Origin of the sequence: Streptomyces bauhiniae (genome assembly GCF_004784475.1) — a bacterium.
GTDB classification, from domain to species: domain Bacteria; phylum Actinomycetota; class Actinomycetes; order Streptomycetales; family Streptomycetaceae; genus Streptomyces; species Streptomyces seoulensis.
The window spans coordinates 471897-497800 of record NZ_SRRT01000001.1; the positions used below are offsets into that span (position 1 = coordinate 471897).

At 72.0% G+C, this 25904-nt stretch carries 24 protein-coding genes; 14 read left to right on the forward strand and 10 right to left on the reverse strand.

Annotated features, from left to right (window positions below):
* Positions 1-52 precede the first annotated feature (52 nt).
* Together E5083_RS02270 and E5083_RS02275 are read left to right on the forward strand one after the other, a co-directional pair.
* Positions 53-1054 carry an ATP-binding cassette domain-containing protein gene (locus E5083_RS02270; RefSeq protein ID WP_135783889.1) on the forward strand — a complete coding sequence of 334 codons (1002 nt, stop codon included), beginning with the start codon at positions 53-55 and terminating at the stop codon, positions 1052-1054.
* Complete coding sequence (locus E5083_RS02275; protein ID WP_135783890.1) at positions 1051-1908, forward strand: ABC transporter permease; 858 nt, start codon at positions 1051-1053, stop codon at positions 1906-1908. The genes E5083_RS02270 and E5083_RS02275 overlap by 4 nt, the downstream gene beginning before the upstream one ends.
* Positions 1909-1969: 61 nt before the next feature.
* Here the strand turns inward: E5083_RS02275 and greA are convergent, their stop codons facing one another.
* Together greA and E5083_RS02285 are read right to left on the reverse strand one after the other, a co-directional pair.
* Positions 1970-2470: a transcription elongation factor GreA gene (greA, locus tag E5083_RS02280; RefSeq protein WP_086690718.1), complete on the reverse strand. Its 501-nt coding sequence runs from the start codon at positions 2468-2470 to the stop codon at positions 1970-1972.
* Positions 2471-2641: 171 nt separating this feature from the next.
* Positions 2642-3040 (reverse strand): DUF4307 domain-containing protein, encoded by a 399-nt coding sequence (locus tag E5083_RS02285; protein WP_135783891.1) that lies wholly within the window; start codon positions 3038-3040, stop codon positions 2642-2644.
* A gap of 156 nt (positions 3041-3196) precedes the next feature.
* On the opposite strand from E5083_RS02285, the gene mca reads away from it, so the two are divergent.
* Both mca and E5083_RS02295 read left to right on the forward strand, forming a co-directional pair.
* Positions 3197-4078 carry a mycothiol conjugate amidase Mca gene (mca, locus tag E5083_RS02290; RefSeq protein ID WP_135783892.1) on the forward strand — a complete coding sequence of 294 codons (882 nt, stop codon included), beginning with the start codon at positions 3197-3199 and terminating at the stop codon, positions 4076-4078.
* Positions 4071-4310, forward strand: a complete 240-nt coding sequence (locus tag E5083_RS02295; protein ID WP_078873247.1) for a hypothetical protein — start codon at positions 4071-4073, stop codon at positions 4308-4310. The genes mca and E5083_RS02295 overlap by 8 nt, the downstream gene beginning before the upstream one ends.
* A gap of 67 nt (positions 4311-4377) precedes the next feature.
* Here the strand turns inward: E5083_RS02295 and E5083_RS02300 are convergent, their stop codons facing one another.
* Together E5083_RS02300 and E5083_RS02305 are read right to left on the reverse strand one after the other, a co-directional pair.
* A complete protein-coding gene (locus E5083_RS02300) occupies positions 4378-7581 on the reverse strand; it encodes a tetratricopeptide repeat protein (RefSeq protein WP_135783893.1) in 3204 nt (1067 codons plus the stop codon).
* A gap of 87 nt (positions 7582-7668) precedes the next feature.
* Positions 7669-8220, reverse strand: coding sequence for a GNAT family N-acetyltransferase (locus tag E5083_RS02305; protein ID WP_135783894.1), 552 nt, complete (start codon positions 8218-8220; stop codon positions 7669-7671).
* Positions 8221-8270: 50 nt separating this feature from the next.
* Here E5083_RS02305 and E5083_RS02310 point away from each other — a divergent pair, with 50 nt between their 5' ends.
* The 3 genes from E5083_RS02310 to E5083_RS02320 all read left to right on the forward strand — a co-directional run bounded on the left by E5083_RS02310 (position 8271) and on the right by E5083_RS02320 (position 11938).
* On the forward strand, positions 8271-8864 hold the full coding sequence (locus E5083_RS02310; protein WP_208753919.1) for a TetR/AcrR family transcriptional regulator: 594 nt from the start codon (positions 8271-8273) through the stop codon (positions 8862-8864).
* 50 nt (positions 8865-8914) lie between these two features.
* Positions 8915-10948, forward strand: coding sequence for a thioredoxin domain-containing protein (locus E5083_RS02315; RefSeq protein ID WP_135783896.1), 2034 nt, complete (start codon positions 8915-8917; stop codon positions 10946-10948).
* A gap of 108 nt (positions 10949-11056) precedes the next feature.
* Complete coding sequence (locus E5083_RS02320; RefSeq protein ID WP_244317356.1) at positions 11057-11938, forward strand: prohibitin family protein; 882 nt, start codon at positions 11057-11059, stop codon at positions 11936-11938.
* Here E5083_RS02320 and E5083_RS02325 read toward each other — a convergent pair.
* A complete protein-coding gene (locus E5083_RS02325) occupies positions 11935-12666 on the reverse strand; it encodes a Mut7-C RNAse domain-containing protein (protein WP_135783898.1) in 732 nt (243 codons plus the stop codon). The genes E5083_RS02320 and E5083_RS02325 overlap by 4 nt on opposite strands.
* Before the next feature lie 40 nt (positions 12667-12706).
* Entirely contained in the window at positions 12707-13387 is a 681-nt protein-coding gene (gene trhA / locus E5083_RS02330) for a PAQR family membrane homeostasis protein TrhA (RefSeq protein ID WP_208753921.1), read from the reverse strand.
* A 374-nt stretch (positions 13388-13761) separates the two neighbouring features.
* On the opposite strand from trhA, the gene E5083_RS02335 reads away from it, so the two are divergent.
* Positions 13762-15594 carry a phosphoenolpyruvate carboxykinase (GTP) gene (locus E5083_RS02335; RefSeq protein WP_135783900.1) on the forward strand — a complete coding sequence of 611 codons (1833 nt, stop codon included), beginning with the start codon at positions 13762-13764 and terminating at the stop codon, positions 15592-15594.
* Positions 15595-15600: 6 nt separating this feature from the next.
* On the opposite strand, the gene E5083_RS02340 is transcribed toward E5083_RS02335, so the two are convergent.
* Both E5083_RS02340 and E5083_RS02345 read right to left on the reverse strand, forming a co-directional pair.
* Complete coding sequence (locus E5083_RS02340) at positions 15601-16014, reverse strand: SCO4983 family protein (RefSeq protein ID WP_135783901.1); 414 nt, start codon at positions 16012-16014, stop codon at positions 15601-15603.
* A 70-nt stretch (positions 16015-16084) separates the two neighbouring features.
* Positions 16085-17296 carry a pyridoxal phosphate-dependent aminotransferase gene (locus E5083_RS02345; RefSeq protein WP_135783902.1) on the reverse strand — a complete coding sequence of 404 codons (1212 nt, stop codon included), beginning with the start codon at positions 17294-17296 and terminating at the stop codon, positions 16085-16087.
* A gap of 239 nt (positions 17297-17535) precedes the next feature.
* On the opposite strand from E5083_RS02345, the gene E5083_RS02350 reads away from it, so the two are divergent.
* On the forward strand, positions 17536-18360 hold the full coding sequence (locus E5083_RS02350) for a trypsin-like serine peptidase (RefSeq protein WP_135783903.1): 825 nt from the start codon (positions 17536-17538) through the stop codon (positions 18358-18360).
* A gap of 3 nt (positions 18361-18363) precedes the next feature.
* Here the strand turns inward: E5083_RS02350 and E5083_RS02355 are convergent, their stop codons facing one another.
* Positions 18364-19974: an N-acyl-D-amino-acid deacylase family protein gene (locus E5083_RS02355; RefSeq protein WP_135783904.1), complete on the reverse strand. Its 1611-nt coding sequence runs from the start codon at positions 19972-19974 to the stop codon at positions 18364-18366.
* Positions 19975-19986: 12 nt separating this feature from the next.
* Positions 19987-21264 (reverse strand): alanine racemase, encoded by a 1278-nt coding sequence (locus E5083_RS02360; RefSeq protein WP_135783905.1) that lies wholly within the window; start codon positions 21262-21264, stop codon positions 19987-19989.
* Between the two features lie 149 nt (positions 21265-21413).
* Between E5083_RS02360 and E5083_RS02365 the strand changes: the two genes are divergently transcribed.
* The 5 genes from E5083_RS02365 (at position 21414) to E5083_RS02385 (ending at position 25887) form a co-directional block, all read left to right on the forward strand.
* Positions 21414-22469 (forward strand): sugar kinase, encoded by a 1056-nt coding sequence (locus E5083_RS02365; protein WP_135783906.1) that lies wholly within the window; start codon positions 21414-21416, stop codon positions 22467-22469.
* A complete protein-coding gene (locus E5083_RS02370; RefSeq protein WP_135783907.1) occupies positions 22466-23230 on the forward strand; it encodes an IclR family transcriptional regulator in 765 nt (254 codons plus the stop codon). Before E5083_RS02365 ends, E5083_RS02370 begins: the two co-directional genes overlap by 4 nt.
* The gene (locus E5083_RS02375; RefSeq protein ID WP_135783908.1) at positions 23227-23637 is read left to right on the forward strand and encodes a RidA family protein; all 411 of its coding nucleotides are present in this window, start codon (positions 23227-23229) and stop codon (positions 23635-23637) included. The genes E5083_RS02370 and E5083_RS02375 overlap by 4 nt, the downstream gene beginning before the upstream one ends.
* A gap of 130 nt (positions 23638-23767) precedes the next feature.
* A complete protein-coding gene (locus tag E5083_RS02380) occupies positions 23768-25243 on the forward strand; it encodes a GntP family permease (protein ID WP_135783909.1) in 1476 nt (491 codons plus the stop codon).
* Between the two features lie 125 nt (positions 25244-25368).
* The gene (locus E5083_RS02385) at positions 25369-25887 is read left to right on the forward strand and encodes a hypothetical protein (RefSeq protein WP_135783910.1); all 519 of its coding nucleotides are present in this window, start codon (positions 25369-25371) and stop codon (positions 25885-25887) included.
* Positions 25888-25904: the final 17 nt, after the last annotated feature.

A 25904-nucleotide genomic window follows, 5' to 3' on the forward strand; every position in this document is an offset into this window, starting at 1 on the left:
CCGGGTCCGCGTGCCAGTCATCCGCCTGCACCATCGACGACGGGGAGAGATCATGCCGGGCGCCATCCATGCCGAGGGTCTGGTGAAAACCTTCGGGGACGTAAGGGCACTGGACGGCGTCGACCTCGACGTGCCCGAGGGGACGGTCCTGGGGCTGCTCGGGCCGAACGGCGCGGGCAAGACCACGACCGTCCGCTGTCTGACCACCCTGCTGCGCCCCGACAGCGGCCGGGCGGTCGTCGCGGGCGTGGACGTGCTCAAACACCCCGACACCGTCCGCCGCTCCATCGGCCTGTCCGGCCAGTTCGCGGCGGTCGACGAGTATCTGACCGGCCGGGAGAACCTCCAGATGGTCGGCCGGCTCTACCAGATGCGCGGCAAGGCGGCGAAGGAGCGCGCGGCCGAGCTGCTGGAGCAGTTCCACCTCGCCGACGCCGCCGACCGCCCCGCCAAGACCTACTCCGGCGGCATGCGCCGCAGGCTCGACCTCGCCGCCGCGCTCGTGGTCTCGCCACCCGTGATGTTCATGGACGAACCGACGACCGGTCTCGACCCGCGCAACCGCCAGCAGCTCTGGGAGGTCATCCAGCAGCTCGTCTCCGGCGGCACCACCCTCCTGCTCACCACGCAGTACCTGGAGGAGGCCGACCACCTCGCCCACGACATCGCCGTGGTCGACCACGGCCGGGTCATCGCCCAGGGCACCTCCGACCACCTCAAGGCCCGCACCGGCGGCGAGCGCGTCGAGGTCGTGGTGCACGACCGGGACCGGATCGCGGGCACCGCCGAGGTGCTGCGCGCCCTCGGCAAGGGCGAGACGACCATCGAGCAGCACACCCGCAAGCTCACCGTCCCCGTCACCGGCGGCGCCAAGCTGCTGGCCGAGGTCATCCGGGAGCTGGACGGCCGGGGCATCGAGATGGACGACATCGCGCTGCGCCGCCCCACCCTCGACGACGTGTTCCTCTCCCTGACCGGACACACCGCCGAGGCCCGGCCGGGCACCGCCGAGGACACCGAGAGCACCACCGACACCGAGGGGGCCGTGAAGTGAGTGCCGTCAGCGAGGGCGCGCGGACCGTGGCGCCCGCCAACCCGTTCAGCAGGGCCGTCCGCGACTCACTGATCGTGGCGCAGCGGAACCTGATCCGGATGGTCCGGATTCCCGAGGTGGTCATCTTCGGGCTGATCCAGCCGATCATGTTCGTGGTGCTGTTCACCTATGTCTTCGGCGGCTCCATGAAGATCGGCGGCAGCACGAGCGCCACCGCCTACACCAACTTCCTGATGGCGGGGATCTTCGCGCAGACCGTCACCTTCGCCACCGCGGGCGCCGGCGCGGGCATCGCCGACGACATGCACAAGGGCCTGGTGGACCGCTTCCGCTCGCTGCCCATGGCACGCGGCGCGGTGCTCACCGGGCGCACCCTGGCCGACCTGGTGCAGACCGCGCTCACCCTGCTGGTGCTGGCCGCGGTCGCCCTGCTGGTCGGCTGGCGGGTGGGGTCCAACGGCGACACGAACGCCCTGAAGGTGCTCGCCGCCTTCGGCCTGCTGCTCCTGCTCGGGTACGCGTTCACCTGGATCGGCGCCCTCATCGGGCTCTCCGTACGCACCCCGGAGGCGGCCACCTCCGGCGGCCTGGTCTGGCTGTTCCCGGTGACCTTCCTGTCCAACGCGTTCGTGGACACCAGCAACATGACCCCGTGGCTGCGGCACATCGCGGACTGGAACCCGTTCAGCGCCACCGTCGAGGCGGCGCGGGTGCTGTTCGCCAACCCCGGTGAGTCCACGTCCACCGCGTGGCCCATGCAGCACCCGGTGTGGGCGTCGCTGATCTACTCGATACTCATCGTCGTGGTCTTCCGCACCCTGGCGGTCCGCAAGTACCGCTCGGCGACTGCCTGACACGACGAAGCCCCCGGTGCCGCGAGGGCGCCGGGGGCCGGTCGGAAAAAGGGGGTCGGGGTCAGCCCGAGTACGGCTCGGCCTTGAGGATCTTCACCGTGGCCTTCTTGCCGTTCGGCAGCTCGTACTCCGCGTCCTCGCCGACCTTGTGGCCGATCACGCCCGAACCGAGCGGGGACTGCGGCGAGTACGTCTCGACATCGGAGCTGGCGTACTCGCGGGAGGCGAGCAGGAAGGTCATCGTGTCGTCCTCGTCGCCGTCGAAGGCGATCGTGACGACCATGCCCGGCGCGACGGTCCCGTCGGTGGAGGCAGGGGCCTCGCCCACCTGGGCGTTCTCCAGGAGCTGGGTGAGCTGGCGGACGCGCAGCTCCTGCTTGCCCTGCTCCTCCTTGGCCGCGTGGTACCCGCCGTTCTCGCGCAGGTCGCCCTCCTCGCGCGCAGCCGCGATCTTGGCCGCGATCTCCGTGCGCGCAGGACCAGTAAGGTACTCAAGCTCGTCCTTGAGCTTGTTGTACGCCTCCTGGGTCAGCCAGGTGACGTTCTCGCTGGTCTGGGTCACAGGGTGCTCCTCGTCGGTACTGGGGATATAAAGCATCGCCCTACCCAGAAGCATGTTCTCTCTTGGATGGGCGAAACCACGAGCCTAACAATTCAGGGGCGAAAGGGGGAGGACATAAGCCATCAGAATCGCATCAGCGCAGGTCACGCCGTACGCATTCCGGGTGATGTCTCAGCCCGCGTGGCAGCCCAGCAGTTCGGCGGTGCCGCCCTTGGCGGTCGTACGGAGCGTGACGACCTTGTCGACCCGGGTGTCCGGCCCGGAGAAGCGGAAGTCGGCCCGGCCGACCTCGGCCCCGTCGGCCGACTGGGAGCGCAGCGTGCAGTAGCCGTCGACCCCGGCCTCCCGGTGGACCTCCAGGTGCACCCGGACCGCGTGGTCGGTTGCCTGGAAGGTGATGACCTGGGCGCTGATCTCGTTCTTGGCGACGTAGTGGTAGGCGAAGTAGCCGACCAGTGCGAGCAGGGCCACGCCCAGTACCGCGCCGAGGATCTTGAGCCGGTGGTCGGCACGCTCGTCCGAGGAACGGCCGTAGCGGCCCTCGGGCAGCCGCGTGCTCGCCGTAGCCATGATCGTCCTCTCCGCGGAATTATTCGCCCCCCGATTCGGTCACTATAGAAGCCTGCCGCCCGCCCTCCGACCGCCGCCCCATGGACGACGTGCCCAGGCACGGCACCCGTTGACTGCCCCACCGACCGCGGGGCGCCGACCAACAAGGAACGAGTCTTGACTGACCAGCTACGACTGATGGCCGTCCACGCGCACCCCGACGACGAGTCGAGCAAGGGCGCGGCCACCATGGCGAAGTACGTGTCCGACGGGGTGGACGTGCTGGTGGTGACCTGCACCGGCGGAGAGCGCGGTTCCATCCTGAACCCCAAGCTCCAGGGCGACGCGTACATCGAGGAGCACATCCACGAGGTGCGCAAGAAGGAGATGGACGAGGCCCGCGAGATCCTCGGGGTCAAGCAGGAGTGGCTCGGCTTCGTCGACTCCGGCCTGCCCGAGGGCGACCCGCTGCCCCCGCTGCCCGAGGGCTGCTTCGCGCTGGAGGACGTCGAGAAGGCGGCCGGCGAGCTGGTCCGCAAGATCCGCGCGTTCCGCCCGCAGGTGATCACCACCTACGACGAGAACGGCGGCTACCCGCACCCCGACCACATCATGACCCACAAGATCTCGATGGTGGCGTTCGAGGGCGCGGCGGACACCGAGAAGTACCCGGAGGCCGAGTTCGGCCCCGCCTACCAGCCGCAGAAGCTGTACTACAACCAGGGCTTCAACCGCCCCCGCACCGAGGCCCTGCACCAGGCGATGCTGGACAGCGGGCTGGAGTCGCCGTACGGGGACTGGCTCAAGCGCTGGAAGGAGTTCGAGCGGATCGAGCGCACGCTGACCACCCATGTGCCCTGCGCGGACTTCTTCGAGATCCGGGACAAGGCGCTGATCGCGCACGCCACCCAGATCGACCCCGACGGGGGGTGGTTCAAGGTCCCGATGGAGCTGCAGAAGAAGGTCTGGCCCACCGAGGAGTACGAGCTGGCGAAGTCCCTCGTGGACACCTCCCTCCCCGAGGACGACCTCTTCGCGGGCATCCGGGACAATGCCTGACATGAGCGCAAGCGTGAGCCTCGCAGTGACGCATCTCGTCCCCCTCGCCAAGGAGATCGACGAGAACAAGGTCACCCCCGGTGTCCTCGGCTTCATCGTGTTCGCGGTGATGGCCCTGGCCGTCTGGGGGCTGATGAAGTCGATGAGCAAGCACATGGGCAAGGTCGACTTCAAGGAGGCGCCCGCCGAGGGCGAGACCTCCGCCACGAAGACCGAGTCCCGGCAGGGCTGACCCCGCCGGGCGGAATCCACCGACGGGCGCGAGCCGGAACGACGGCCGCGCCCCGCCGGTGCCTCGCTCACCCCTTCTCGGGTACCGGCACCCCCAGAATGTCGCGGGCGTGCCGGGCCGGGGTCATGCGCAGCCGCCACGCCTGCCAGCCCGACTCCAGGCTCACCCCCCGCTCCAGCAGCAGGGCGTACGCCGGGGCGCAGTCGGTGAGCCGTTCGTCCCGCGCGGGATGCGTGGCGCGGACCAGACGGGCCAGCTCCTCCTGCGCGACCGCCGTGCCCACCTCGGTGCCGCCCGGCGCCGCGTAGGGCAGCAGGGTGCAGCGCAGGAACCGCGCCCAGTCCTCACCGCGCCGGTCGCCGTAGGCGGTGAACAGGGTGAGGGCCTCGTCGCACAGGGCCAGCGCCTGCTGGGCGCGCTCGTTGCCCGCGTCCACCACCGCCAGCTCCAGGCAGGTCCACGCCTCGCCGTGCGGCACCCCGACCCGCTGGAAGTCGGCGCGGGCGTCGACCAGCAGTTGGCGGGCGAACCCGGAGTTGCGCAGCGAGCCGGTCTGCGCGGCGCGCTGGTCGCGGGTCACCCGGGCCGAGTGGTGCCGGGCGCAGGCCAGCCCGTACACGTCCCGCATCCGGGAGAACATCGTGCGCGAGCGCTCCAGCTCCCGCACCGCCCGGTCCAGGTCGCCGGTCTCCTCCAGCGCCTGCCCCAGGTGGTACAGCGTCCATGCCTCGCCGCGCGCGTCCTCGTTGTCCCGGTGCCTCCCGGCCGCCTGCCGCAGCCCCTCCACGGCGGGCGCCGCGTCCCCGTCGACCAGCCGGGCCCGCGCGAGCTGGGTCAGCGCCCACGCCTCACCGCGGGCGTCGCGGGTGCGCCCGTACCGCTCCAGCGCGGCCCGCAGCTCGTCCTGAGCGCGGGGTACGTCGCCCAGGCACAGGGCGAGCTGGCCGAGCTGGTAGTGGGCCCACGCCTCGCCGTGCACCGAGCCGCCCGCCCGGTGCAGCACCAGCGAGCGCTTGAGCAGGTCCAGCGCCTCGGGCAGCCGGGCCCGGTCGCGCTGTACGGCGGCCAGCGCGTGCATCGTCCAGGCGCGGTCGGTGGCGAGCTGCGGGGGAGCCTGGAGGTCCATCGCCTCCTGCAGCTTGGCGGCCGCCTCGGTCAGGTTGCCCTGGTGGTGCAGGGTGATGCCGAGCGAGCACAGGGCACGGGCGGCGCCCGCGTCGTGGTGCGCCTCCCGGTACAGGTCCACCACCGAGGCCAGCGTGGTGCGTGCCTTGTCCAGCTCACCGAGCTGCCGGGCCGCGATACCCGTACGCCACTGCACCGAGCGCACCAGCAGCCCCTCGTCCACGGCCTGCGCCAGCTCGTTGATCTCACCCAGCCGGTACAGGTCGCCGCGCAGCAGGCAGTAGTCGCACAGCGCGCCCAGCAGGTTCAGCACCGCGCCCTGGTCCACGCCCTCGGCCTGGCGCAGGGTGGCCGTGATGAAGCTGGTCTCGTCGTCCAGCCAGCGCAGCGCCTCCTCCAGGGAGACGAAGCCGTGCGAGCCGAACCGGTCCGACCGCGTCGACATGTTGCCGTCGACCAGGCGCAGCACCGAGTCGGCCAGCTCGGCGTAGTTGACGATCAGCCGTTCCTGCGCGGCCGTGCGCTCGGCCTGCTCCTCCTCGTCCAGCAGCCGGGCCTCCGCGAAGGCGCGGACCAGGTGGTGCAGCCGGTACCGGTCGCCGCGCACATGGTCCAGCAGCCCGGCGCGGGCCAGCGCGGCCAGATGCCGGCCCGCCTCCTCCTCACCGGTGCCCAGCAGCGCGGCGGCCGCCGCCACACCCAGCGAGGCCCGCCCGGCCAGCGCGAGCCGGCGCAGCAGCCGTCGGGCGGGCTCGGGCTGGTCGCTGTAACGCAGCCACAGCGCCCGCTCCACCGGCTCGACCGGCCCGTACGCGGCCAGGTCCGCCGCCAGCCCGCTCGCCGACCGCGCTCCGAGCGCCGAGCCCGCGCAACGCAGCGCCAGCGGCAGCCCGCCGCACAACTCCGCGATGCGCGCGGTGGATTGGGCGTCGTAGGGGTGGTCGGAGTCCTGCGCGGAGGCGGTCAGCAGCTCCTCGGCGCCGGCCGCGTCCAGCGCCGTGACGGGCAGGTGGTGCACCCAGGCGGGCAGGTCCGCGTCCAGGTCCAGCGGGGTGCGGGAGGTGACCAGGACCAGGCTGTCGGAGCGCTCGGGGATCAGCGCGCGGACCTGTGCCGGGTCGGAGGCGTCGTCCAGCACGATCGTCACCGGGAGTCCGGCCAGGTGCTGGTGGTACAGCTCGCCGAGCCGTTTGACCTGCTGCTCGGGGGAGGAGTGCTCACGGAACAGCAACTGCTCGCGGGGCGCGCCGAGCCGGTTCAGCAGGTGCAGCAGGGCGTCGCGGGTGGGCAGCGGACGGGTCTCGCGGCCGTCGCCGCGCAGGTCGACGACGACCGCGCCCCGGAAGTGGTCGCGCAGCTCGTGCGCCGCGCGTACGGCGAGCGTGGTGCGGCCCGAGCCCGGCTCGCCGTGCAGGACGACCACCGTCGGCCGGGTCTCCGACTCCGCGCGGGCGGCCCGCGCCCACTGTCCGATCCGCGCCAGCTCCTCGGTACGGCCCGCGAACAGGTCCTCCGGCTCGGGGAGTTGACCGAACGACTGCTCCAGTACGGTCCGGCGCCGGGCCGCCGCGCTCTTGTCCGCACCGCGCAGTGCGGGGCCGGTCTTCTTCTTCGGGGCGGTGGAGGCGGCGAGCATCCGCTGCTGGTCCAGGAAGGGGCGGATGCCGCGCACCTCCAGCGCGGTGAGCCACTGCAGCCGCAACTGCTCGGGGCCGCCGGGCTGGCTCGCCGCGCCCTTGCGGTGATGGGCGGCGGGCAGATGCGTACCGGCCACCTTCACCACCGTGGCGGCGGCGCCGACGACCCCGACGACGACTCCCGCGCCGAGCGCGGTGCCCGCACCGGTGCCGAGCGACAGGTCGGCCACGGCCGCGGCGACCGCAGCGACGGCGGCCACCAGCAGCGGGGTACCGGCGCCCTCGCGGGCGTAACGCCGGCCGAAGCTGAGCCGGTCCGCCTCGGACTCGTCGAGCGCGCGGGTGTACGCGGCGTACTCCTCCTGAGCCGCCCCCGCCATCCCGTCCAGCGCGGCACGCGCCCGCGTGAGCAGCAGTTGCCCGTCGGCCCGCCCGCCCGACCGCCGCACCTCCTCCTCCACCGCCCGCACCACCAACCGCTCGGCCTCACCCCGATGCCCGTCCCGCATACGACCCCCTCCCCACCAACTCCTGTGCGGAACAGTGTGCTTCGGGGGAGGGGGGAGCGCGAGGGGGCGTGGATCAGGAAGGGCGGCTCAGCGCTCGAGCGCGCGCCACTCCGGGGCGAGCACCGCCCACACCTGCTTGTCGTGCCGCACGCCGTCGTACGGCCACGCCTCGCGCCGCACCCCCTCCAGCGTCATGCCGAGCCGCTTGGCGACCGCCGCGCTGCGGTCGTTGTCGGCCCGGCAGTGCCACTCGGCACGGTGCAGGCCCCGGGTGCTGAACGCCCAGTCCAGCAGCGCGGCGCTGGCCGCCGTGATCAGGCCGTGGCCCTCGGCGGCCGGCTCCAGCCAGCAGCCGATCTCGCACGAGCCGGATGCCGTGTCGAAGGCGGTGAACATCACGCCGCCGACCAGGGTGCCGTCCCGCCAGATGCCGTACAGCCGGGCGCCGTCGGCGGCCTGGCGGGCGGCGTACCGCTCGAGGGTGGCCCGTGCGCCCGCCACGTCGACGGTGACGAACCCGGCGCCGACCCAGGGGCGGATGTGCTCGCGGGCGCGGTCCAGATGCCCGGCGAACTCCTCGGCGTGCCAGGACTCCAGCGGGGCGAGACGGGCGCCGTCGCGCAGTGCCAGCGAGAACATGAGGGCCTCCCCTTTGCATAACATGTGTTACGGAAATGTACCGTGGCGGCATGCCACGTACCAAGGGAGATCACGAAGCGCGGCGGCGGGACGTCTCGGCGGCGGTCTGGCAGGTCATGGCGACGCGCGGCTTCGCCGGGCTGACGCTGCGTGCCGTGGCCGCCGAACTCGGCGCGACCACCGGCCTGCTCACCCACTACTTCCCGACCAAGCGGGCCCTGGTCGAGTACGCCCTCGACCTGCTGGAGCAGCGCACCGTCGCCCGTCCCCGGCGCTCCACCGGGCCGGGGCTCGCGGCGCTGCGGGACGCGCTGCTCGACATCCTGCCGCTGACTCCCGATGCCACGGACAGCAACCGCATCTGGGTCGCCTCCTGGGACACCGCCCTCGCCGACCCGGCCATCGGTGCCGACCATGCCCGCAAGTACGCGGAGAGCCGGGCCCGTCTGGCCCAACGCGTGGCCGCCGCCCAGGCCCTCGGCGAACTGCCTCCCGGCGACCCGGACCGCATCGCGGCCGGCGCCCAGTCCTTCGTACTCGGCCTCGTGGTGCAGAGCCTGCTCGACCCGGACCGGTTCCCGCCCGAACGGCAGACGGAGCTGCTGGACGACCACCTCGCGGCCCTGACGGCTCGCCTCGCATGACGCACGCGGGCTTCACCGCCCGCCCCGGCCCCTGTGAGAGGCTGGAGCGTATGAACCGGCTAGCCGACGTGACCTCGCCGTATCTGCTTCAGCACGCTGACAACCCGGTCGACTGGTACCCCTGGGGGCCGGAGGCGTTCGAGGAGGCGCGGCGGCGGGATGTGCCGATTCTGCTGAGTGTGGGGTACTCCGCGTGCCACTGGTGTCACGTCATGGCGCACGAGTCGTTCGAGGACCAGGCCACCGCCGACTATCTGAACGAGAACTTCGTCAGTGTGAAGGTGGACCGGGAGGAGCGGCCGGACGTCGACGCGGTGTACATGGAGGCGGTGCAGGCGGCGACCGGGCAGGGCGGGTGGCCGATGACCGTGTTCCTGACGCCCGAGGCCGAGCCCTTCTACTTCGGCACCTACTTCCCGCCCCGCCCGGGGCACGGCATGCCCTCCTTCGGGCAGGTGCTGGAAGGGGTGCACCAGGCGTGGGAGGGACGGCGGGACGAGGTCACCGAGGTGGCCGGGAAGATCACGCGGGACCTCGCCCAGCGGGAGATCGTCCGGCAGGCGGCCGGGGTGCCCGGCGAGGAGGAACTCGCGCAGGCCCTCCTCGGGCTCACCCGCGAGTACGACCCCCAGCGCGGCGGATTCGGCGGCGCGCCGAAGTTCCCGCCCTCCATGGCGCTGGAGTTCCTGCTGCGCCACCACGCCCGCACCGGCTCCGAGGGTGCCCTCCAGATGGCGGCCGACACCTGCGAGCGCATGGCCCGCGGCGGCATCTACGACCAGCTCGGCGGCGGCTTCGCCCGCTACTCCGTCGACCGGGACTGGGTCGTGCCGCATTTTGAAAAGATGTTGTACGACAACGCGCTGCTCTGCCGGGTTTACGCCCACCTCTGGCGTACCACCGGCTCCGACCTCGCCCGCCGTATCGCGCTGGAGACCGCCGACTTCCTCGTCGCCGAACTCCGTACGGAAGAGGGCGGCTTCGCCTCCGCGCTGGACGCCGACAGCGACGACGGCACCGGCAGGCACGTCGAGGGCGCGTACTACGTCTGGACGCCCGAGCAACTGCGCGCCCTGCTCGGGGACGAGGACGGCGACCTCGCGGCCGAGTACTTCGGCGTGACCGGCGAGGGCACCTTCGAGCACGGCCAGTCCGTGCTCCAACTGCCGCAGGCGGAGCGGGTGTTCGACGCCGGAAAGATCGCCTCCGTCAAGCAGCGGATGCTCGCCGAGCGGTCCCGGCGCCCCGCGCCCGGCCGGGACGACAAGGTCGTCGCCGCCTGGAACGGCCTCGCCGTCGCCGCCCTCGCCGAGACCGGCGCCTACTTCGACCGCCCCGACCTGATCGAGGCCGCCGTCGCCGCCGCCGACCACCTGGTCCGGGTCCACCTCGACGAGCACGGCCACCTCACCCGGACCAGCCGCGACGGCCGGGCCGGCGCCAACTCCGGGGTGCTGGAGGACTACGCCGATGTCGCCGAGGGCTTCCTCGCGCTGGCCTCCGTCACCGGCGAGGGCGTCTGGCTGGACTTCGCCGGGCTGCTGCTGGACCAGGTCATGACCCGCTTCACCGACCCGGAGAGCGGCGCGCTGTACGACACCGCCTCCGACGCCGAGCAGCTCATCCGCCGCCCGCAGGACCCGACCGACAACGCCACCCCCTCCGGCTGGTCCGCCGCGGCCGCCGCCCTGCTGTCGTACGCCGCGCACACCGGCTCCGACGCCCACCGCACCGCAGCCGAGCAGGCGCTCGGTGTGGTCAAGGCGCTCGGGCCGAGGGTGCCCCGGTTCGTCGGCTGGGGCCTGGCCGCAGCCGAGGCGCAGCTCGACGGCCCCCGCGAGGTCGCCGTCGTCGGCCCGTCCCTCACCGACGAGCGCACCGCCGCCCTGCACCGCACGGCCCTCCTCACCGGCGCCCCCGGCGCGGTCGTCGCGGCGGGCACCCCGGACGGGGAGGAGTTCCCGCTCCTCGCCCACCGCCCCCTGGTGGACGGCGCCCCGGCCGCATACGTGTGCCGGAACTTCACCTGCGAGGCCCCGGTGACCGACCCCGACGCGCTGCGCGCGGCGCTGGACGGAAACTGACCGAACCCGGCACCCCGTACGGCTACTTCCCCTACACCCGTGCCCGCTACGATGCGCTGCCCGCCGCCCTGACGGGGTGGCGCATCCTGTGGGGGGAAGCCCGTGTTCGTGCTGTCCATACTGCTGCTCATAGCTGCGGTCGTGCTCTTCTTCGTCGGACGCGGCAGAGCCGAGGCCGGCTGGAGGATCGGGGCCGCGATCGGCGCCCTGGGTGGGGTCCTGGCCGGCCTGTTCGCCTGTCTTCATGTGGTGAGCGCCTATGAGGTGGGCGTCCCGGTGACGTTCGGCCGGGTCGGCACCCCGCTGACCTCCGGCGCGCACCTCAAGTCGCCGTTCACTGACGTCACCTCCTTCTCCACCCGGCCGGTCGACCTCGACCTGAGCGGCGACGACCGGGTGGAGGTCCGCTCCTCGCAGGGCGGGGTGCTGTACGCGGACGTCACCATCAAGTGGGCCGTCGTCCCGCGCAAGGCCGTCGAGCTGTACCGGCTGGCGGGCAGCGAGGACGCCGTGCAGGAGCGGCTGGTGCTGCCGGACAGCCGCGAGATCGTCCGCAACGTCTTCGCCCGGCACACCAGCGAGGAGGGGTACGCCTCCGGCCGCGAGCGGATCAGCACCGAGATCGAGGCCCAGGTGAAGGAGCGGCTGGCGCCGCGCGGGATCGACGTGACCACCGTCAACCTGCGCAATGTGCGGCCGTCGAAGCAGTTGCAGGGCCAGATCGACAAGAAGATCCAGCAGGAGCAGGCCACCGAGCGCGCCGTCGAGGCCGCGCGGACCGCCAAGGCGGAGGCCGAGCGCAAGCGGATCGAGGCCGAGGGCACCGCCCGCGCCAACAAGATCCTGGAACGCTCCCTCAGCGACAAGGTCCTCTACAACCAGTGCCTGGACGCCTACCGCGAGGCCGCCAAGGCCCACCCGGTGTACGCCGTCCCCTGCGGCACCGGCTCCGACGGCGCCCCGGTCATCGTGGACGGTACGAAGAACTAGCCCAGCTCCGCCCGGAACCGCACCGCCTCCGCCACGATCGCCTCCAACTGCTCGTGGTGCGCCCCCTTCCAGTACGCCCGCCCGCACTCCCCGCACGCGGCGAACACGTCGTACGTGTCCCGCGTGCCGGCCTGGAGCCGGTCGGCCACCTGGGACTTGGTGGCGGGACGCAGCGGGCCGTTGCAGGCGGTGCAGCGGGACCAGGGGGCCAGCTCCGGGGCGAACCGCTCCAGCACGTCCCGGAGCTGCCGCTCGGGTTGGGTGCTGTACACGTACGCCCCGGCCCACAGTTCCCGGCGGCGCAGCAGACCCCGGTCCCGGCTGAGCAGCACCCGGCGTTCGGCGGCCGAGCGCGTGGCGAGCGCCGGGTCGCCGATGTCGGTGGACTCGTACGCCGTGTCCACACCGAGCAGGCGCATCCGGCGGGCCAGCGTGCCCAGGTGCACGTCGAGCAGGAAGCGCAAGGGGGCGCCGGGCACCCGCTGGGGGCGGGGGACCGGGCCGACGTGGACGGACTCGCCGTCGGCCGGGACGTGGGAGCGGGGGACCGCGCGGCCGTCCACGGTCAGGGTGCCGACCTCGGTCAGCGGGATGCCGAGGGACTCCACGACATGGCCGAGGGAGGAGACGCCGTCGGTGCCGAGTGCGGCGGGGCCCGCGCGGTGGGCGTGCGGTACGAACAGGTGCAGGTCCGGGGCGACTTCGAGGTGGATCACGGGTCCGTTCACCCGGTCAGGATGGCACGCGCCCGAGCCGCCCCGTACGGCCTCAGGCGTGCTGGTAGGCCACCAGCGAGATGCCGACGTAGTGCACGATGAACGCCGCCAGGGTCAGGGAGTGGAAGACCTCGTGGAAGCCGAACCAGCGCGGTGAGGGATTCGGCTTCTTGATGCCGTAGACCACGCCCCCGGCGCTGTACAGCAGGCCGCCGACGACCACCAGGACCAGGACGGCGACGCCGCCGGTGCGCATGAAGTCGGGCAGGAAGAACACGGCGGCCCAGCCCATGGCGATGTAGCACGGGGTGTACAGCCAGCGGGGCGCGCCGACCCAGAAGACGCGGAAGGCGATGCCCGCCAGTGCGGCCGCCCAGATGCCCCACAGCAGCCATTGCCCCTTGCTGCCCGGCAGGAGCAGCAGGGTGAGCGGGGTGTAGGTGCCGGCGATGATCAGGAAGATGTTGGAGTGGTCCAGGCGGCGCAGGATGCGGTCGGCCCGGGGGCTCCAGTTGCCCCGGTGGTACAGCGCGCTGACACCGAAGAGCAGACATGCCGTCAGGGCGTAGATCCCGCAGGCGACACGGCCCCGGGTGGAGTCGGCGAGGGCGGTGAGGACCAGGCCGGCGATGAGTGCGGCCGGGAACATGCCCAGGTGCAGCCAGCCACGGAGCCGGGGCTTGACGGGCTCCGGCAAGGAGAGCGTGGGAACGGACGCAGTCATGAACCGCATCGTACCTACGGAACCGTAAGTTACGAATCAGTCCCCCTGGGTGGGTGGCCGACGTCACGCCCCCACCAAGATCCATCGTCTCACGCCCGGCCCGGCTCCCGCGCGCAAAGAATTCGCCATGTGCGTGCCAGGCGGGCGTAAAGAGGTGCGCATGTCAGCAGGGCGGACGCGGAACGCGCCGTTTCGGGGGTACTCGCTCACCTGTGACGCCCTCTGGACATATGCGCACTCGCATCGGATGATCAAATGAGTGCGGTCGGTACCGGATGAGCGGCACCCCCGATCGGGAGTGCCGCCGGGCATCCGGGCCGCAGCCCCCAAGGGGCCGAGAAAATCCCTCACCCAGGGCAACGAACCCTCACTTAGGAGCGATCGTGGCGCGCGACAACGCGGCTCCCACCGTCATCCCGACCACCCATCAGGAGCTGATCTCGTGGGTAGACGAGATCGCCGAACTGACCCAGCCGGACGACGTGGTCTGGTGTGACGGCTCCGAGGCCGAGTACGAGCGCCTGTGCGAGGAGCTCGTCGCCAAGGGCACCTTCACCCGGCTCGACCCGGTCAAGCGTCCGCACTCGTACCACGCGGCCTCCGACCCGACCGACGTCGCGCGGGTCGAGGACCGGACCTTCATCTGCTCCGAGCAGGAGGCCGACGCGGGCCCGACCAACCACTGGAAGGACCCCGCCGAGATGCGGGAGATCTTCCAGGGGGCGGGCGGCGAGGGCGGCCTGTTCCGGGGCTCGATGCGCGGCCGCACGATGTACGTCGTGCCCTTCTGCATGGGCCCGCTCGGCTCCCCGCTCTCCGCGCTCGGCGTGGAGATCACCGACTCCGCCTACGTCGCCGCCTCGATGCGCACCATGACCCGCATGGGCAGCGCGGTGCTGGAGGAGCTGGGCGCGGACGGCGCGTTCGTCAAGGCCGTGCACACCCTGGGCGCCCCGCTGGAGCCGGGCGAGCAGGACGTGCCGTGGCCCTGCAACTCCACCAAGTACATCTCGCACTTCCCCGAGTCCCGCGAGATCTGGTCCTACGGCTCCGGCTACGGCGGCAACGCGCTGCTGGGCAAGAAGTGCTACGCCCTGCGCATCGCCTCCGTCATGGCCCGCGACGAGGGCTGGCTGGCCGAGCACATGCTGATCCTCAAGCTCACGCCCCCGCACGGCGAGTCCAAGTACGTCGCCGCCGCCTTCCCGAGCGCCTGCGGCAAGACCAACCTCGCCATGCTGGAGCCCACCGTCTCCGGCTGGAGCGTGGAGACCATCGGCGACGACATCGCCTGGATGCGCTTCGGCGAGGACGGCCGGCTGTACGCGATCAACCCCGAGGCCGGGTTCTTCGGCGTCGCGCCCGGCACCGGTGAGCACACCAACGCCAACGCGATGAAGACCCTGTGGGGCAACGCGGTCTTCACCAACGTCGCCCTCACCGACGACGGCGACGTGTGGTGGGAGGGCATGACGGAGGAGCAGCCCGCGCACCTGACCGACTGGAAGGGCAACGACTGGACGCCGGAGTCCGGCACCCCGGCCGCCCACCCCAACGCCCGCTTCACGGTCCCCGCCGACCAGTGCCCGATCATCGCGCCCGAGTGGGAGGACCCGCGCGGGGTGCCGATCTCCGCGATCCTCTTCGGCGGCCGCCGGGCCAGCGCGGTGCCGCTGGTGACCGAGTCCTTCGACTGGAACCACGGTGTGTTCCTCGGCGCCAACGTGGCCAGCGAGAAGACCGCCGCAGCCGAGGGCAAGGTCGGCGAGCTGCGCCGCGACCCCTTCGCCATGCTGCCGTTCTGCGGCTACAACATGGGCGACTACATGGCCCACTGGATCGACGTGGCCAAGGACAAGGACCCGGAGAAGCTGCCCCGGATCTACTACGTCAACTGGTTCCGCAAGGACGGCGAGGGCAGGTTCGTCTGGCCGGGCTTCGGCGAGAACAGCCGCGTCCTGAAGTGGATCGTGGACCGCCTGGACGGCCGCGCCGAGGGCGTGGAGACCGCGATCGGCGTGCTGCCGGCCAAGGGCTCCCTGGACACCGAGGGCCTGGACCTCACCGAGGCCGAGCTGGACTTCCTGCTCACCGTCGATACGGAGGTCTGGCGCGAGGAGGCGTCCCTGGTGCCCGAGCACCTGAACACCTTCGGCGATCACACGCCCAGGGAGCTGTGGGACCAGTACCGGGCGCTGGTCGAGCGCCTCGGCTGAACCGGATCAGCGGGCCGCGCTGAGTTCCCTCGGCGCGGCCAGGGCCGCCGTGTGCGCGTCCATCCGCTCGGCGGCCAGGATCGCGGCCGCCGTGTCCGCGCGGGAGGCGGCGACGACCAGGGCGCGGCTCGCGAGGGTGTGCGCCTTGCGGTGCAGCGGCGCCGGATCGGCGGCCGCTCCCGGCACCGCCCGTACCGGAGGCCGGCCGCCGCGCAGCCGGGCCACCTCGGCGGAGAGCCGCTCGGCGGCCGTGTCCAGCTCGGGACCGGCGGCCGGGCCGCGCAGCTCGTCGGTGACGGCGAGCAGGGCGGCGAGGTGTCCGGCCAACTGGATGTCCAGCTCCTCGTCGCGGGAGCGGTGCGGGAAGTCCGAGGCCGCCGGGGTGCTGTGGACCGACTTGGTGCGGATCGGTTCGTACATGGGACGGCCTCCTCTGCTGACAGGAAACCATCCTAGCTTGGATCGAGTCTAAAGTTGAGTCGAGTCAGTCCTAGGGCTGGCCGTAGCCGTCCAGGAAGGTCCCGATCCGGGTCACGGCATCCGTCAGATCGGCCACGTTGGGCAGGGTGACGACCCGGAAGTGGTCGGGTTCGGGCCAGTTGAAGCCGGTGCCCTGGACCACCATGATCTTCTCCTGGCGCAGCAGGTCCAGCACGAGCCGCCGGTCGTCCTTGACCTTGAAGACCTTCGGGTCCAGGCGCGGGAAGAGGTACAGCGCGCCCTTGGGGCGTACGCAGCTCACGCCGGGGATCTGGGTGAGCAGCTCGTACGCCGTGTCCATCTGCTCCTTCAGCCGGCCGCCCGGCAGCACCAGGTCGTTGATCGTCTGGCGGCCGCTGAGCGCCGCGACCACACCGTGCTGGCCCGGCATGTTGGCGCACAGCCGCATGTTGGCCAGGATCGTCAGGCCCTCCAGATAGGAGTCGGCGTGCGCGCGCGGGCCGGAGACGGCCATCCAGCCGACCCGGTAACCGGCCACCCGGTACGCCTTCGACATGCCGTTGAAGGTGAGGGTGAGCAGGTCGGGGGCGACCTTGGCGGTGGGGGTGTGGGTCGCGCCGTCGTAGAGGATCTTGTCGTAGATCTCGTCGGAGCAGACCAGCAGGTTGTGGCGGCGGGCGAGGTCGGTCAGGCCCTTGAGCATCGCCTCGTCGTAGACCGCGCCCGTGGGGTTGTTGGGGTTGATGATCACCAGGGCCTTGGTGCGGTCGGTGATCTTGCGCTCGATGTCGGCGAGGTCGGGCATCCAGTCGGCCTGCTCGTCGCACCGGTAGTGCACGGCGGTGCCGCCGGACAGCGAGACGGCCGCCGTCCACAGGGGGTAGTCCGGGGCGGGTACCAGGACCTCGTCGCCGTCGTCGAGCAGGGCCTGCATGGCCATCACGATCAGCTCGGAGACGCCGTTGCCGATGAAGACGTGCTCGACGTCCGTCTCGATGCCGAGGGTCTGGTTGTGCATGACCACCGCGCGGCGGGCGGCCAGCAGGCCCTTGGCGTCGCCGTAGCCGTGGGCCGTGGAGACGTTGCGGAGGATGTCCTCCAGGATCTCCGGGGGGCACTCGAAGCCGAAGGCGGCCGGGTTGCCGGTGTTGAGCTTCAGGATGCGGTGACCGGCCGCCTCCAGTCGCATCGCCTCCTCGAGCACCGGGCCCCGGATCTCGTAACAGACGTTGGCGAGCTTGGTCGACTGGATCACCTGCATGCCCGCGAGCTTACGGGCCGTCCGTGCCCGGTGGGCGGTGTTTTCCACCACGTGTTCCGGCGCCGGTTCCGCGATGGGTCCGGGCGGGTTCGCGGTGATTTCGTCCGCGCGCTCAACTCGCCTTCCGCACGCATGCGTTGACGCGCCAGCGGGAAGAGGCCCCTCGGGTCGGCACTCTTGTCCTCTCTCGTCCCCCTCGTGACAATGTGCATGACAATTCACGAAGAGGGGACCCCCACATGAACAAGCCTCTCCTGGCCGCGCTCTCCGCCGTGGCGCTCGCCGGGTTCGGCGCGACCCCGGCCGTGGCCGCGCCGCAGGCCAAGGCGGTGACCGTCGACTTCGCCGGAACCGTGTCGCTCAGCAACTGTTCCGGCTCCGTCGTCCGGCTGCCGAACTCGGCGGACAGCGACCCCGCGCTGGTGCTGAGCAACGGGCACTGCCTGGAGACGGGCTTCCCGCAGCCCGGCCAGGTCATCACCGGCCAGTCCTCCAGCCGCACCTTCGGCCTGCTGAACTCGGCCGGCACCAAGGTCGCCACGCTCCGCGCCAACCAGGTCGTGTACTCGACCATGACCGACACCGACGTCACCCTGTACCGGCTGACCACCAGCTACGCGGCGATCAAGAGTTCCTACGGCATCAACGCGCTGCCGCTGAGCGACACCCACCCGGTGGCCGGGAGCGGCATCAAGGTCGTCTCCGGCTACTGGAAGCGGATCTACTCCTGCAACGCCGACGGGTTCGTGTACCGGCTGAAGGAGGGCGGCTGGACCTGGAAGGACTCGCTGCGCTACACCGCCGCCTGCGACACCATCGGCGGCACCTCCGGCTCCCCGGTGATCGACACCGCCACCGGCAAGGTCGTCGCCGTCAACAACACGGGCAACGAGGACGGCCAGTCCTGCACCGAGAACAACCCGTGCGAGGTCGACCAGAACGGCAAGGTCACGGTCCGCCAGGGCATCAACTACGCCCAGGAGACCTACCAGATACCGGCCTGCTTCACGACCGGCAACAAGCTCAACCTCAGCGCGGCCGGCTGCACCCTGCCCAAGCCCTGACCGTCACACCGGGGTACGGCGCACCGACCGGCCCGCCAGTACGTCGGTGCGCCGCCCGTCCTCGATGACGAACCGTCCGTCCACCAGCACGTGCGGAATCCCGGTCGGCAGCGTCCGCGGCTCCGCGAAGGTGGAGCCGGCGGCCACCGTGGCCGGGTCGAACAGCACCAGGTCCGCGCGGTAGCCCTCGCGCACCAGGCCCCGGTCCGGCAGCCGCAGCCGGGCCGCGGGCCGCGAGGTCAGCCGGGCCACGCACTCCTCCAGCGACAGCACGCCCAGCTCGCGGACGTAGGTGCCGAGGTAGCGCGGGAAGGTGCCGTAGGCGCGCGGGTGCGGCTTGGTGCCCTGGAGGATGCCGTCCGAGCCGCCGGTGTGCGCGCGGTGCCGCATGATCGCGCGGACGTTCTCCTCGTGGCCGACGTGCTGGAGGATCGTGGTGCCGAGCCGGTCCTCGACCAGCAGATGACGCACGGTCTCCCACGGCTCCTCGCCGCGCAGCCCGGCCGCCTCCTTCACCGTACGGCCGACGTACGCGGCCAGCGCCGGGTTGGTCACGCCGGAGATCTCGATCGTCTGCCACTCCGCCGGTACGCCGTGACAGCCGTCGGAGCCGGAGACCTCCAGGTGGTGCCGGACGCGCTCGGCGGTCGCCGGGTCGGTGAGCCGGGCCAGGATCTGCGCCGGGCCGCCCTCACTCGCCCAACTGGGCAGCAGGGCCGCGAGGGTGGTGGAGCCGGGGGTGTAGGGATAGGTGTCCAGGGTGAGGTCGGCGCCCGCGTCCAGGGCCGCGTCGAGCAGGGCGAGCAGCTCGGGGGCGCGGCCCTCGTTGACGCCGAAGTTCATGGTGGCGTGCGCCAGGTGCAGCGGGCAGCCCGCCTCCCGGGTGAGGGCCACCATCTCGGCGTACGCCTCCAGGGCGCCCGCGCCGTAGGAGCGGTGGTGGGGGCAGTAGTAGCCGCCGTAGGAGGCCGCCACCCGGCACAGCTCGGTCAGTTCGGCGTCGTTCGCGTACATGCCGGGGGTGTAGGTGAGGCCGGAGGAGAGGCCGACCGCGCCCTGTTCCAGGCCCTCCGCGACCAACTGCCGCATGCGGTCCAGCTCGGCCGGGGTCGCCGGGCGGTCCTCCCAGCCGACGACCAGCGCGCGGACCGTGCCCTGCGGGATCAGGTAGGCCGCGTTGACCGCGATGCCCCGGTCCAGCCGGTCCAGGTACTCGCCGACCGAGCGCCAGTCCATGTCGAGGTCGTCGCCGTAGCCGTTCCAGCCGGTGATGGCCCGGCGGACCTCCTCCAGCGTGCGGTCGTCGACGGGGGCGTACGACAGGCCGTCCTGTCCCAGGACTTCGAGGGTGACGCCCTGGGCGGCCTTGGCGCTGTGGTCGGGGTCGCGCAGCAGGGCCAGGTCGGAGTGGGCGTGCATGTCGATGAAGCCGGGGGAGAGGACCAGGCCCTCCGCGTCCAGCTCGCGCCGGGCGCGCGGGCGCTGACAGCCCGCCGCCGCGGCCTCCTTGACGATGGAGACGATCCGGCCGCGGTCGACCACCACATCGGCACGGTAGGCGGCCGCCCCGCTGCCGTCGACCACGTCGGCGTCCCGGATGACGAGTTCTTCCATGGCCCTGCCCTCCTAGAAGAACGTCCGGATGTATTCCACGACCGTGCCGTCCGCCTCGGCCACCGGGATGAGCTGCCACTTGTCGAAGCTGGTGCAGGGGTGGGACAGGCCGAAGCCGATCCAGTCGCCCACCATGACATCGGCCTCCGGTGTGGTGGCCAGCCACATGTGCTGGTCCGACAGGGCGGTCACCGTGACACCGGTGGCGGGGCGCTCGGCACCGTCCCGGCGTACGACCTGCGCCTCGGGCTTGTCCAGGTCGTAGGCGGCGTCGCGCTTGCCCGCGTTGACGAACGCCTGGCCGGGCTCGGGGCGGGAGACCACCTGGGCCCACAGCCGGAACGCGGGCTCCAGTGCGCCCTCCTGGGGCACCCGGTTGAAGGGGGTGATGCGGCGGTAGTGGCCGTCGTCGTGGGAGACATAGGCGCCGGAGCGCAGCAGCTTCAGCACCGGGCGGGACAGCTCGGGTACCTCTGCGAACACCTCGGCCACCGTGTCGAACCAGGCGCTGCCGCCCGCGCTCACCACGATCTCGTCCGCCTTCTCGAAGAAGCCCTCGGCGTCCAGGGCGGCGGCGAGCGCGGTGAGGCGGCGCAGGTAGGCGGCGACGCGCTCGGGGTCGGCCTTCGGCACCTCGCCCTCGTAGCCCGCCACGCCGACCAGGCGCAGGGTGTCGGCGGCGGCCACGGCGGCGGCGACCTGCGCGCACTCCGCCTCGGTACGGGCACCGGTGCGGGCGCCCTCGCCGGCTGCCAGCTCCACCACCACGTCCAGCGGGCGGGCGGCGCCCGTGAGGGCCGCGTCCATCAGCTCGACCCCGCGCACGGAGTCGACGTAGGTGACGAGGCGGAAGTCCGGGTCGGCGGCCAGCTCGGCGGCGATCCGGCACAGGGCCGCCGCGTCCACCAGTTCGTTGGCGAGGAAGATCCGCCGGACGCCGAACTCCCGCGCCACCCACACCTGATGGGGTGCCGCGACCGTGATGCCCCAGGCGCCGTGCTCGATCTGCCGGGCGAAGAGCTGCGGTGCCATGGAGGTCTTGCCGTGCGGGGCGAAGGCCAGGCCGTGCCGGGCGGCGTAGGTCTCCATCAGGGCGAGGTTGTGCGCCAGGCGCTCGGCGGACAGCGCGAGGACGGGGGTGGCGAAGCCGCCGGTGAACAGGTTGCGGCGCTCGGCGGCCAGCTCGCCCACGGTCAGCCCGGCGGCGTCCGGCGGAAGGCCCTTGAAACGGTGGTCGACCCGTTCCCCGGCGAGCTGGGCCAGGGCGTCGGAACCGGTCTCACGGGCCATACGAGCCTCCTGATCAGCATCGTTGCACTCTCTGCAACGTCCATTGCGTATGTCGCTCCATGCTGTCTAACATCTCGGCCAACACGGGGTCAACGAAGTCGTCACCCCGGACCGACCTTCCGGACCACCGACGAGGAGCCGAGACCATCGTGACCGCCGACGGACCGTCCAGCGCCGCCCCCGACGTGGATGTCGTGGCTCTCGGCGAGTCCATGGTCACCTTCCTCCCCGACCGCCCCGGCCGCCTCGCCGACGTGCCCGCCTTCCAGCGGGGCATCGGGGGCGCGGAGTCCAACGTGGTCTGCACCCTCGCCGCCGCCGGACACCCGGCCCGCTGGGTCAGCCGGATCGGCGCCGACGGCTTCGGGCAGCACCTCGTTGAGCGGATCGGCTCCTACGGCGTCGACACCGGCGCCGTCCGCGTGGACCCCGTCCGGCCCACCGGGGTCTACTTCCGCACCGCCGCCGACCGGGCCACCGACGCCCACGAAGTCGCCTACTACCGCGCCGGATCGGCCGCCTCCGCGATGACCGTCGACAACACCGACCTCGCCGCGCTGGACGCCGGCCGCGTGCTGCACCTGTCCGGGATCACCGCCGCGCTGTCGCCGGGGTGCCGGGAACTGCTGCACACCCTGACCGCGCCGCGCGCGGGGCGACCGGTGGTGTCCTTCGACGTCAACCACCGCCCCGGCCTGTGGCGCGAGGCCGACGACGCCCTGGTGCTGCTGGACCTGGCCCGCCGGGCCGACATCGTGTTCGTCGGCACCGACGAGGCCGAGGACGCCTGGGGTGTGCGGGGCGGGGTCGGGGCGGTACGGCGACTGCTGCCGGAACCCGGCGTACTGGTCGCCAAGGAGGGCCCGCTGGGCGCGACGGTGTTCGAGCGCACGGCCGACGGTGAGCGGATGGTGCGCGTGCCCGCCCTCACCGTCGACGTGGTGGCCACCGTCGGTGCGGGCGACGCCTTCGCCGCCGGGTTCCTCTCCGCCACCCTGCGCGGGCTCCCCGTACGCGACCGGCTGCGGCACGGCCACCTCATGGCCGCCGCCGCCCTCACCGTCCCCGGCGACCTCGCCGGCCCGCCCGCCCGCGACCACGCCGACCGGCTGGCCGCCCTGGACGACGCGGCGTGGGGGAGACTGCGACTCGGCCCCGGCTGGACCGGCGCCGAACAGGTCACCGAGGGAACGAGCACCGCATGAGCCAGACCGTCGACCGCGCCCTGAGCATCCTCCCGCTGCTCGCGGAGGGCCCCGCCGACCTCGGCCAGGTCGCCGAGCGGCTCGGGGTGCACAAGTCCACCGCGCTGCGCCTGCTGCGCACCCTGCACGAACACGGCCTGGTCTACCGCCAGTCCGACCAGCGCTACCGGCTCGGCGCCCGTCTCTTCGCCCTCGCCCAGGAGGCGATGGAGAACCTCGACATCCGCGAGATCGCCCACCCCCACCTCGTGAAGCTCAACGAGGCGTGCGGGCACACCGTGCACCTCGCCGTGCACGAGGAGAACGAGGTGCTCTACATCGACAAGGTCGACAGCCGCTACCCGGTGCGCATGTACTCGCGCGTCGGCAAGCCGGTCGCCATCACGGTCGCCGCCGTCGCCAAGCTGCTGCTGGCCGATCTGCCCGAGGGCGAGCGGCGGGCGCTGGCGGAGAAGCTCGAATACCCCCTGTACACGGCCCGTTCCACCCCCAATGCAGGTGCTTTCCTGCGCGAGTTGGAGAAGGTGCGCGAACAGGGCTGGGCCACCGACCTCGGTGGCCACGAGGAGTCCATCAACTGTGTCGCGGCCCCCATCCGGGGCGCCGACGGCCGGGTGGTCGCCGCGATGTCGGTGTCCGCGCCGAACGTCGTCGTCACCGCCGACGAACTCCTCACCCTGCTCCCGCGGGTGCGCCGCACGGCGGACGCGATCAGCGGCGAGTACTCCGGAAGAACCCCAGTGAAGGACCCCACCGCATGACCGACAAGACCGCCCTCACCCCCAAGACCCACACGGTGCCGCCCGCGAAGTTCTCGCACGGCGTCAGGAAGGGCAACATCCTCCAGGTCGCCGGCCAGGTCGGCTTCCTGCCCGCCGAGGAGGGCAAGGCCCCCACCCCCGCCGGTCCCACCCTGCGCGAGCAGACCCTGCAGACCCTCGCCAACGTCAAGGCGATCCTCGAAGAGGGCGGCGCGAGCTGGGACGACGTGATGATGATCCGCGTCTACCTCACCGACGTGGACCACTTCGCCGAGATGAACGACATCTACAACACCTACTTCGGCGAGCAGGGCCTCACCCAGCCCCCGGCCGCCCGCACCACGGTCTACGTCGGGCTGCCCGCCGGGCTCCTGATCGAGATCGACGCGCTCGCCGTCCTCGGCTGACCGCCTCCCCGAAGACCGCACCACCCGCACGACGCACACGGCACGGCACCCCCTACGGGTGCCGTGCCGCGCTCCACCCTGCCCGAAAGCCCGATGTACTTAACCTTCACACGCAGAGGACCCCCCTCTCATGTCCCTTCCGCTCGCCGCACCCGCGCCCGCCGCGCCACCCCACACCGGAGGACTGCTCCTCCTGCTGGACGGCACCCCCGGCCTGCTCACCGTCGCCGGTCTCGGCATCGCCCTGCTGCTCTTTCTGATCATCAAGGTCCGGCTGCAGCCGTTCGTCGCGCTGCTCACGGTGTCCATAACCGTCGGCCTGCTCGCCGGTCTCTCGGTCACCGAACTCTTCGGCACCGTCCAGCGCTCGGACGCCGTGTCCACCATCGAGTCCGGCATGGGCGGCATCCTCGGCCACGTCGCCATCATCATCGGCCTCGGCACCATGCTCGGCGCGATCCTGGAGGTCAGCGGCGGCGCCGAGGTCCTCGCCGGCCGTCTGCTGCGGCTGTTCGGCGAGAAGCGGGCACCGCTGGCGATGGGCCTGACCGGCCTGATCTTCGGCATCCCGGTCTTCTTCGACGTCGGCATCTTCGTCCTCGCGCCGCTGGTCTACGCGGCCGCCAAGCGGGGCGGCAAGTCGATCCTGCTGTACTGCCTGCCGCTGCTGGCGGGCCTGTCCATGACGCACGCCTTCCTGCCCCCGCACCCCGGCCCGGTGGCCGCGGCCGGACTGCTGCACGTCCAGCTCGGCTGGGTCGTCCTCATGGGCGTCATCTGCGGCATCCCGGCGGTGCTGGCCGCGTGGGCGTTCTCCGCGTGGGTCGGCCGGCGTATCTTCGTGCCCGTCCCGCAGGACATGGTCGAGGCGGCGGAGGAGGCCCGTGAGGCGGTCCTCGCCGAGCAGCGCGCCTCGGGCGTGGAGCCCGCCGAGAAGCCGGTCCCGCTGGGCACGGTCCTCGCCATCATCGGTACGCCGCTGATCCTGATCCTCGCCGCCACCTTCTCCTCGGTCGCGCTGGACCCGTCCACCGTGCGCTCGGTCATCGAGTTCTTCGGGCACCCCTTCGTCGCCCTCACCATCGCCCTGGTGCTCGCCTACTACCTGCTCGGCATCCGGCGCGGCTGGTCCCGCAAGTCCCTGGAGAACGTCTCCACCGCCTCCCTGAAGCCGGTCGGCAACATCCTGCTGGTGGTCGGCGCGGGCGGGGTCTTCGGCGCCGTCCTCAAGGCGAGCGGGGTCGCCCAGGCACTCTCGGACACCTTCCACGGGGTGGGGCTGCCGGTGATCGTGCTGGCGTACCTGATCTCGCTGGTGCTGCGGGTCGCCCAGGGCTCGGCCACGGTCGCCATCGTGACGACGGCGGGCATCGTCGCCCCGCTGCTGACCGAGGGCGACCACTCGCAGGCGTTCGTGGCCCTGGTCATCATGGCCATCTCGGCCGGCTCCATCTTCGCCTCGCACGTCAACGACGGCGGGTTCTGGATGGTCGCCAAGTACTTCGGCATCACCGAGCGCGACACGCTGAAGACGTGGACGGTCCTGGAATCGGTCCTCTCCGTCGCCGGGTTCGCGGTTGCGGCGGTGGTGAGCCTGTTCGTCTGACGGTGCCTCCGGCGGACATGACGGCGGACAGGACGGCGGCCACGACGGGGGACGTACCGGTGGGATACCGGCGGGAATGGAGCGCCGGGTGGTTCCGGCACAGGGAAGTCGTCCATACTGCCGCCGTGGAGCAGCGCATAGGATCGAACAGCCAGCCCCTGAAGGGCGAGCCCGTCACGGGTGCCGGGTTCGACCCGGCCTTCATCCCCGGTCTGACGGGCCCCGCCGCCCAGGGGGAAGCGGAGGACGCCGAGCCGACGGCCGAAAAGGCCGACTCGGCCGAGGCGGAAGGGAGTTCGGCGCCCGCCGACGCCGTTCCGGAGGCCGAGGCGGTCGACTCCGAGGAGGAGGCCGCCGAGGAGGGCGGTCCCGTCTTCGAGGCCGCCGACCGCCGGGCGCGGATAGTCGCGGACCGCCGGGGCGTGCGCCTCGCCCTGGACGCGGAGGAGTGCGAGTTCACCTGGCCGGAGATCGCCGCCGTGGAGACGGAGACGGCCCGGTTCGGCAAGCGCTTCACCGTCACGGTGCACACCCCGGAGCGCCGCTGGTACCCGATCGAGATCGAGGCCGCCTCCCGCTCGCAGTTCGCGGAGTGGGACGCCTCGATGGACGCGGTACTGGACGCCTACTTCGAGTCGGAGTGAACAACGGGCGGTGCCCC

Excerpts from the sequence above, each read along its gene's own strand:
- E5083_RS02285 (WP_135783891.1), bottom strand. The coding sequence starts at position 3,040 with ATGGCTACGGCGAGCACGCGGCTGCCCGAGGGCCGCTACGGCCGTTCC.
- E5083_RS02305 (WP_135783894.1), bottom strand. The coding sequence starts at position 8,220 with ATGTTCTCGCTGGCACTGCGCGACGGCGCCCGTCTCGCCCCGCTGGAG.
- E5083_RS02340 (WP_135783901.1), bottom strand. The coding sequence starts at position 16,014 with ATGTACGAACCGATCCGCACCAAGTCGGTCCACAGCACCCCGGCGGCC.
- E5083_RS02295 (WP_078873247.1), top strand. The coding sequence starts at position 4,071 with ATGCCTGACATGAGCGCAAGCGTGAGCCTCGCAGTGACGCATCTCGTC.
- E5083_RS02355 (WP_135783904.1), bottom strand. The coding sequence starts at position 19,974 with ATGGAAGAACTCGTCATCCGGGACGCCGACGTGGTCGACGGCAGCGGG.
- E5083_RS02375 (WP_135783908.1), top strand. The coding sequence starts at position 23,227 with ATGACCGACAAGACCGCCCTCACCCCCAAGACCCACACGGTGCCGCCC.
- E5083_RS02350 (WP_135783903.1), top strand. The coding sequence starts at position 17,536 with ATGAACAAGCCTCTCCTGGCCGCGCTCTCCGCCGTGGCGCTCGCCGGG.
- E5083_RS02380 (WP_135783909.1), top strand. The coding sequence starts at position 23,768 with ATGTCCCTTCCGCTCGCCGCACCCGCGCCCGCCGCGCCACCCCACACC.
- E5083_RS02270 (WP_135783889.1), top strand. The coding sequence starts at position 53 with ATGCCGGGCGCCATCCATGCCGAGGGTCTGGTGAAAACCTTCGGGGAC.
- E5083_RS02370 (WP_135783907.1), top strand. The coding sequence starts at position 22,466 with ATGAGCCAGACCGTCGACCGCGCCCTGAGCATCCTCCCGCTGCTCGCG.
- E5083_RS02310 (WP_208753919.1), top strand. The coding sequence starts at position 8,271 with ATGCCACGTACCAAGGGAGATCACGAAGCGCGGCGGCGGGACGTCTCG.
- trhA (WP_208753921.1), bottom strand. The coding sequence starts at position 13,387 with ATGCGGTTCATGACTGCGTCCGTTCCCACGCTCTCCTTGCCGGAGCCC.
- E5083_RS02300 (WP_135783893.1), bottom strand. The coding sequence starts at position 7,581 with ATGCGGGACGGGCATCGGGGTGAGGCCGAGCGGTTGGTGGTGCGGGCG.
- E5083_RS02345 (WP_135783902.1), bottom strand. The coding sequence starts at position 17,296 with ATGCAGGTGATCCAGTCGACCAAGCTCGCCAACGTCTGTTACGAGATC.
- E5083_RS02360 (WP_135783905.1), bottom strand. The coding sequence starts at position 21,264 with ATGGCCCGTGAGACCGGTTCCGACGCCCTGGCCCAGCTCGCCGGGGAA.
- E5083_RS02315 (WP_135783896.1), top strand. The coding sequence starts at position 8,915 with ATGAACCGGCTAGCCGACGTGACCTCGCCGTATCTGCTTCAGCACGCT.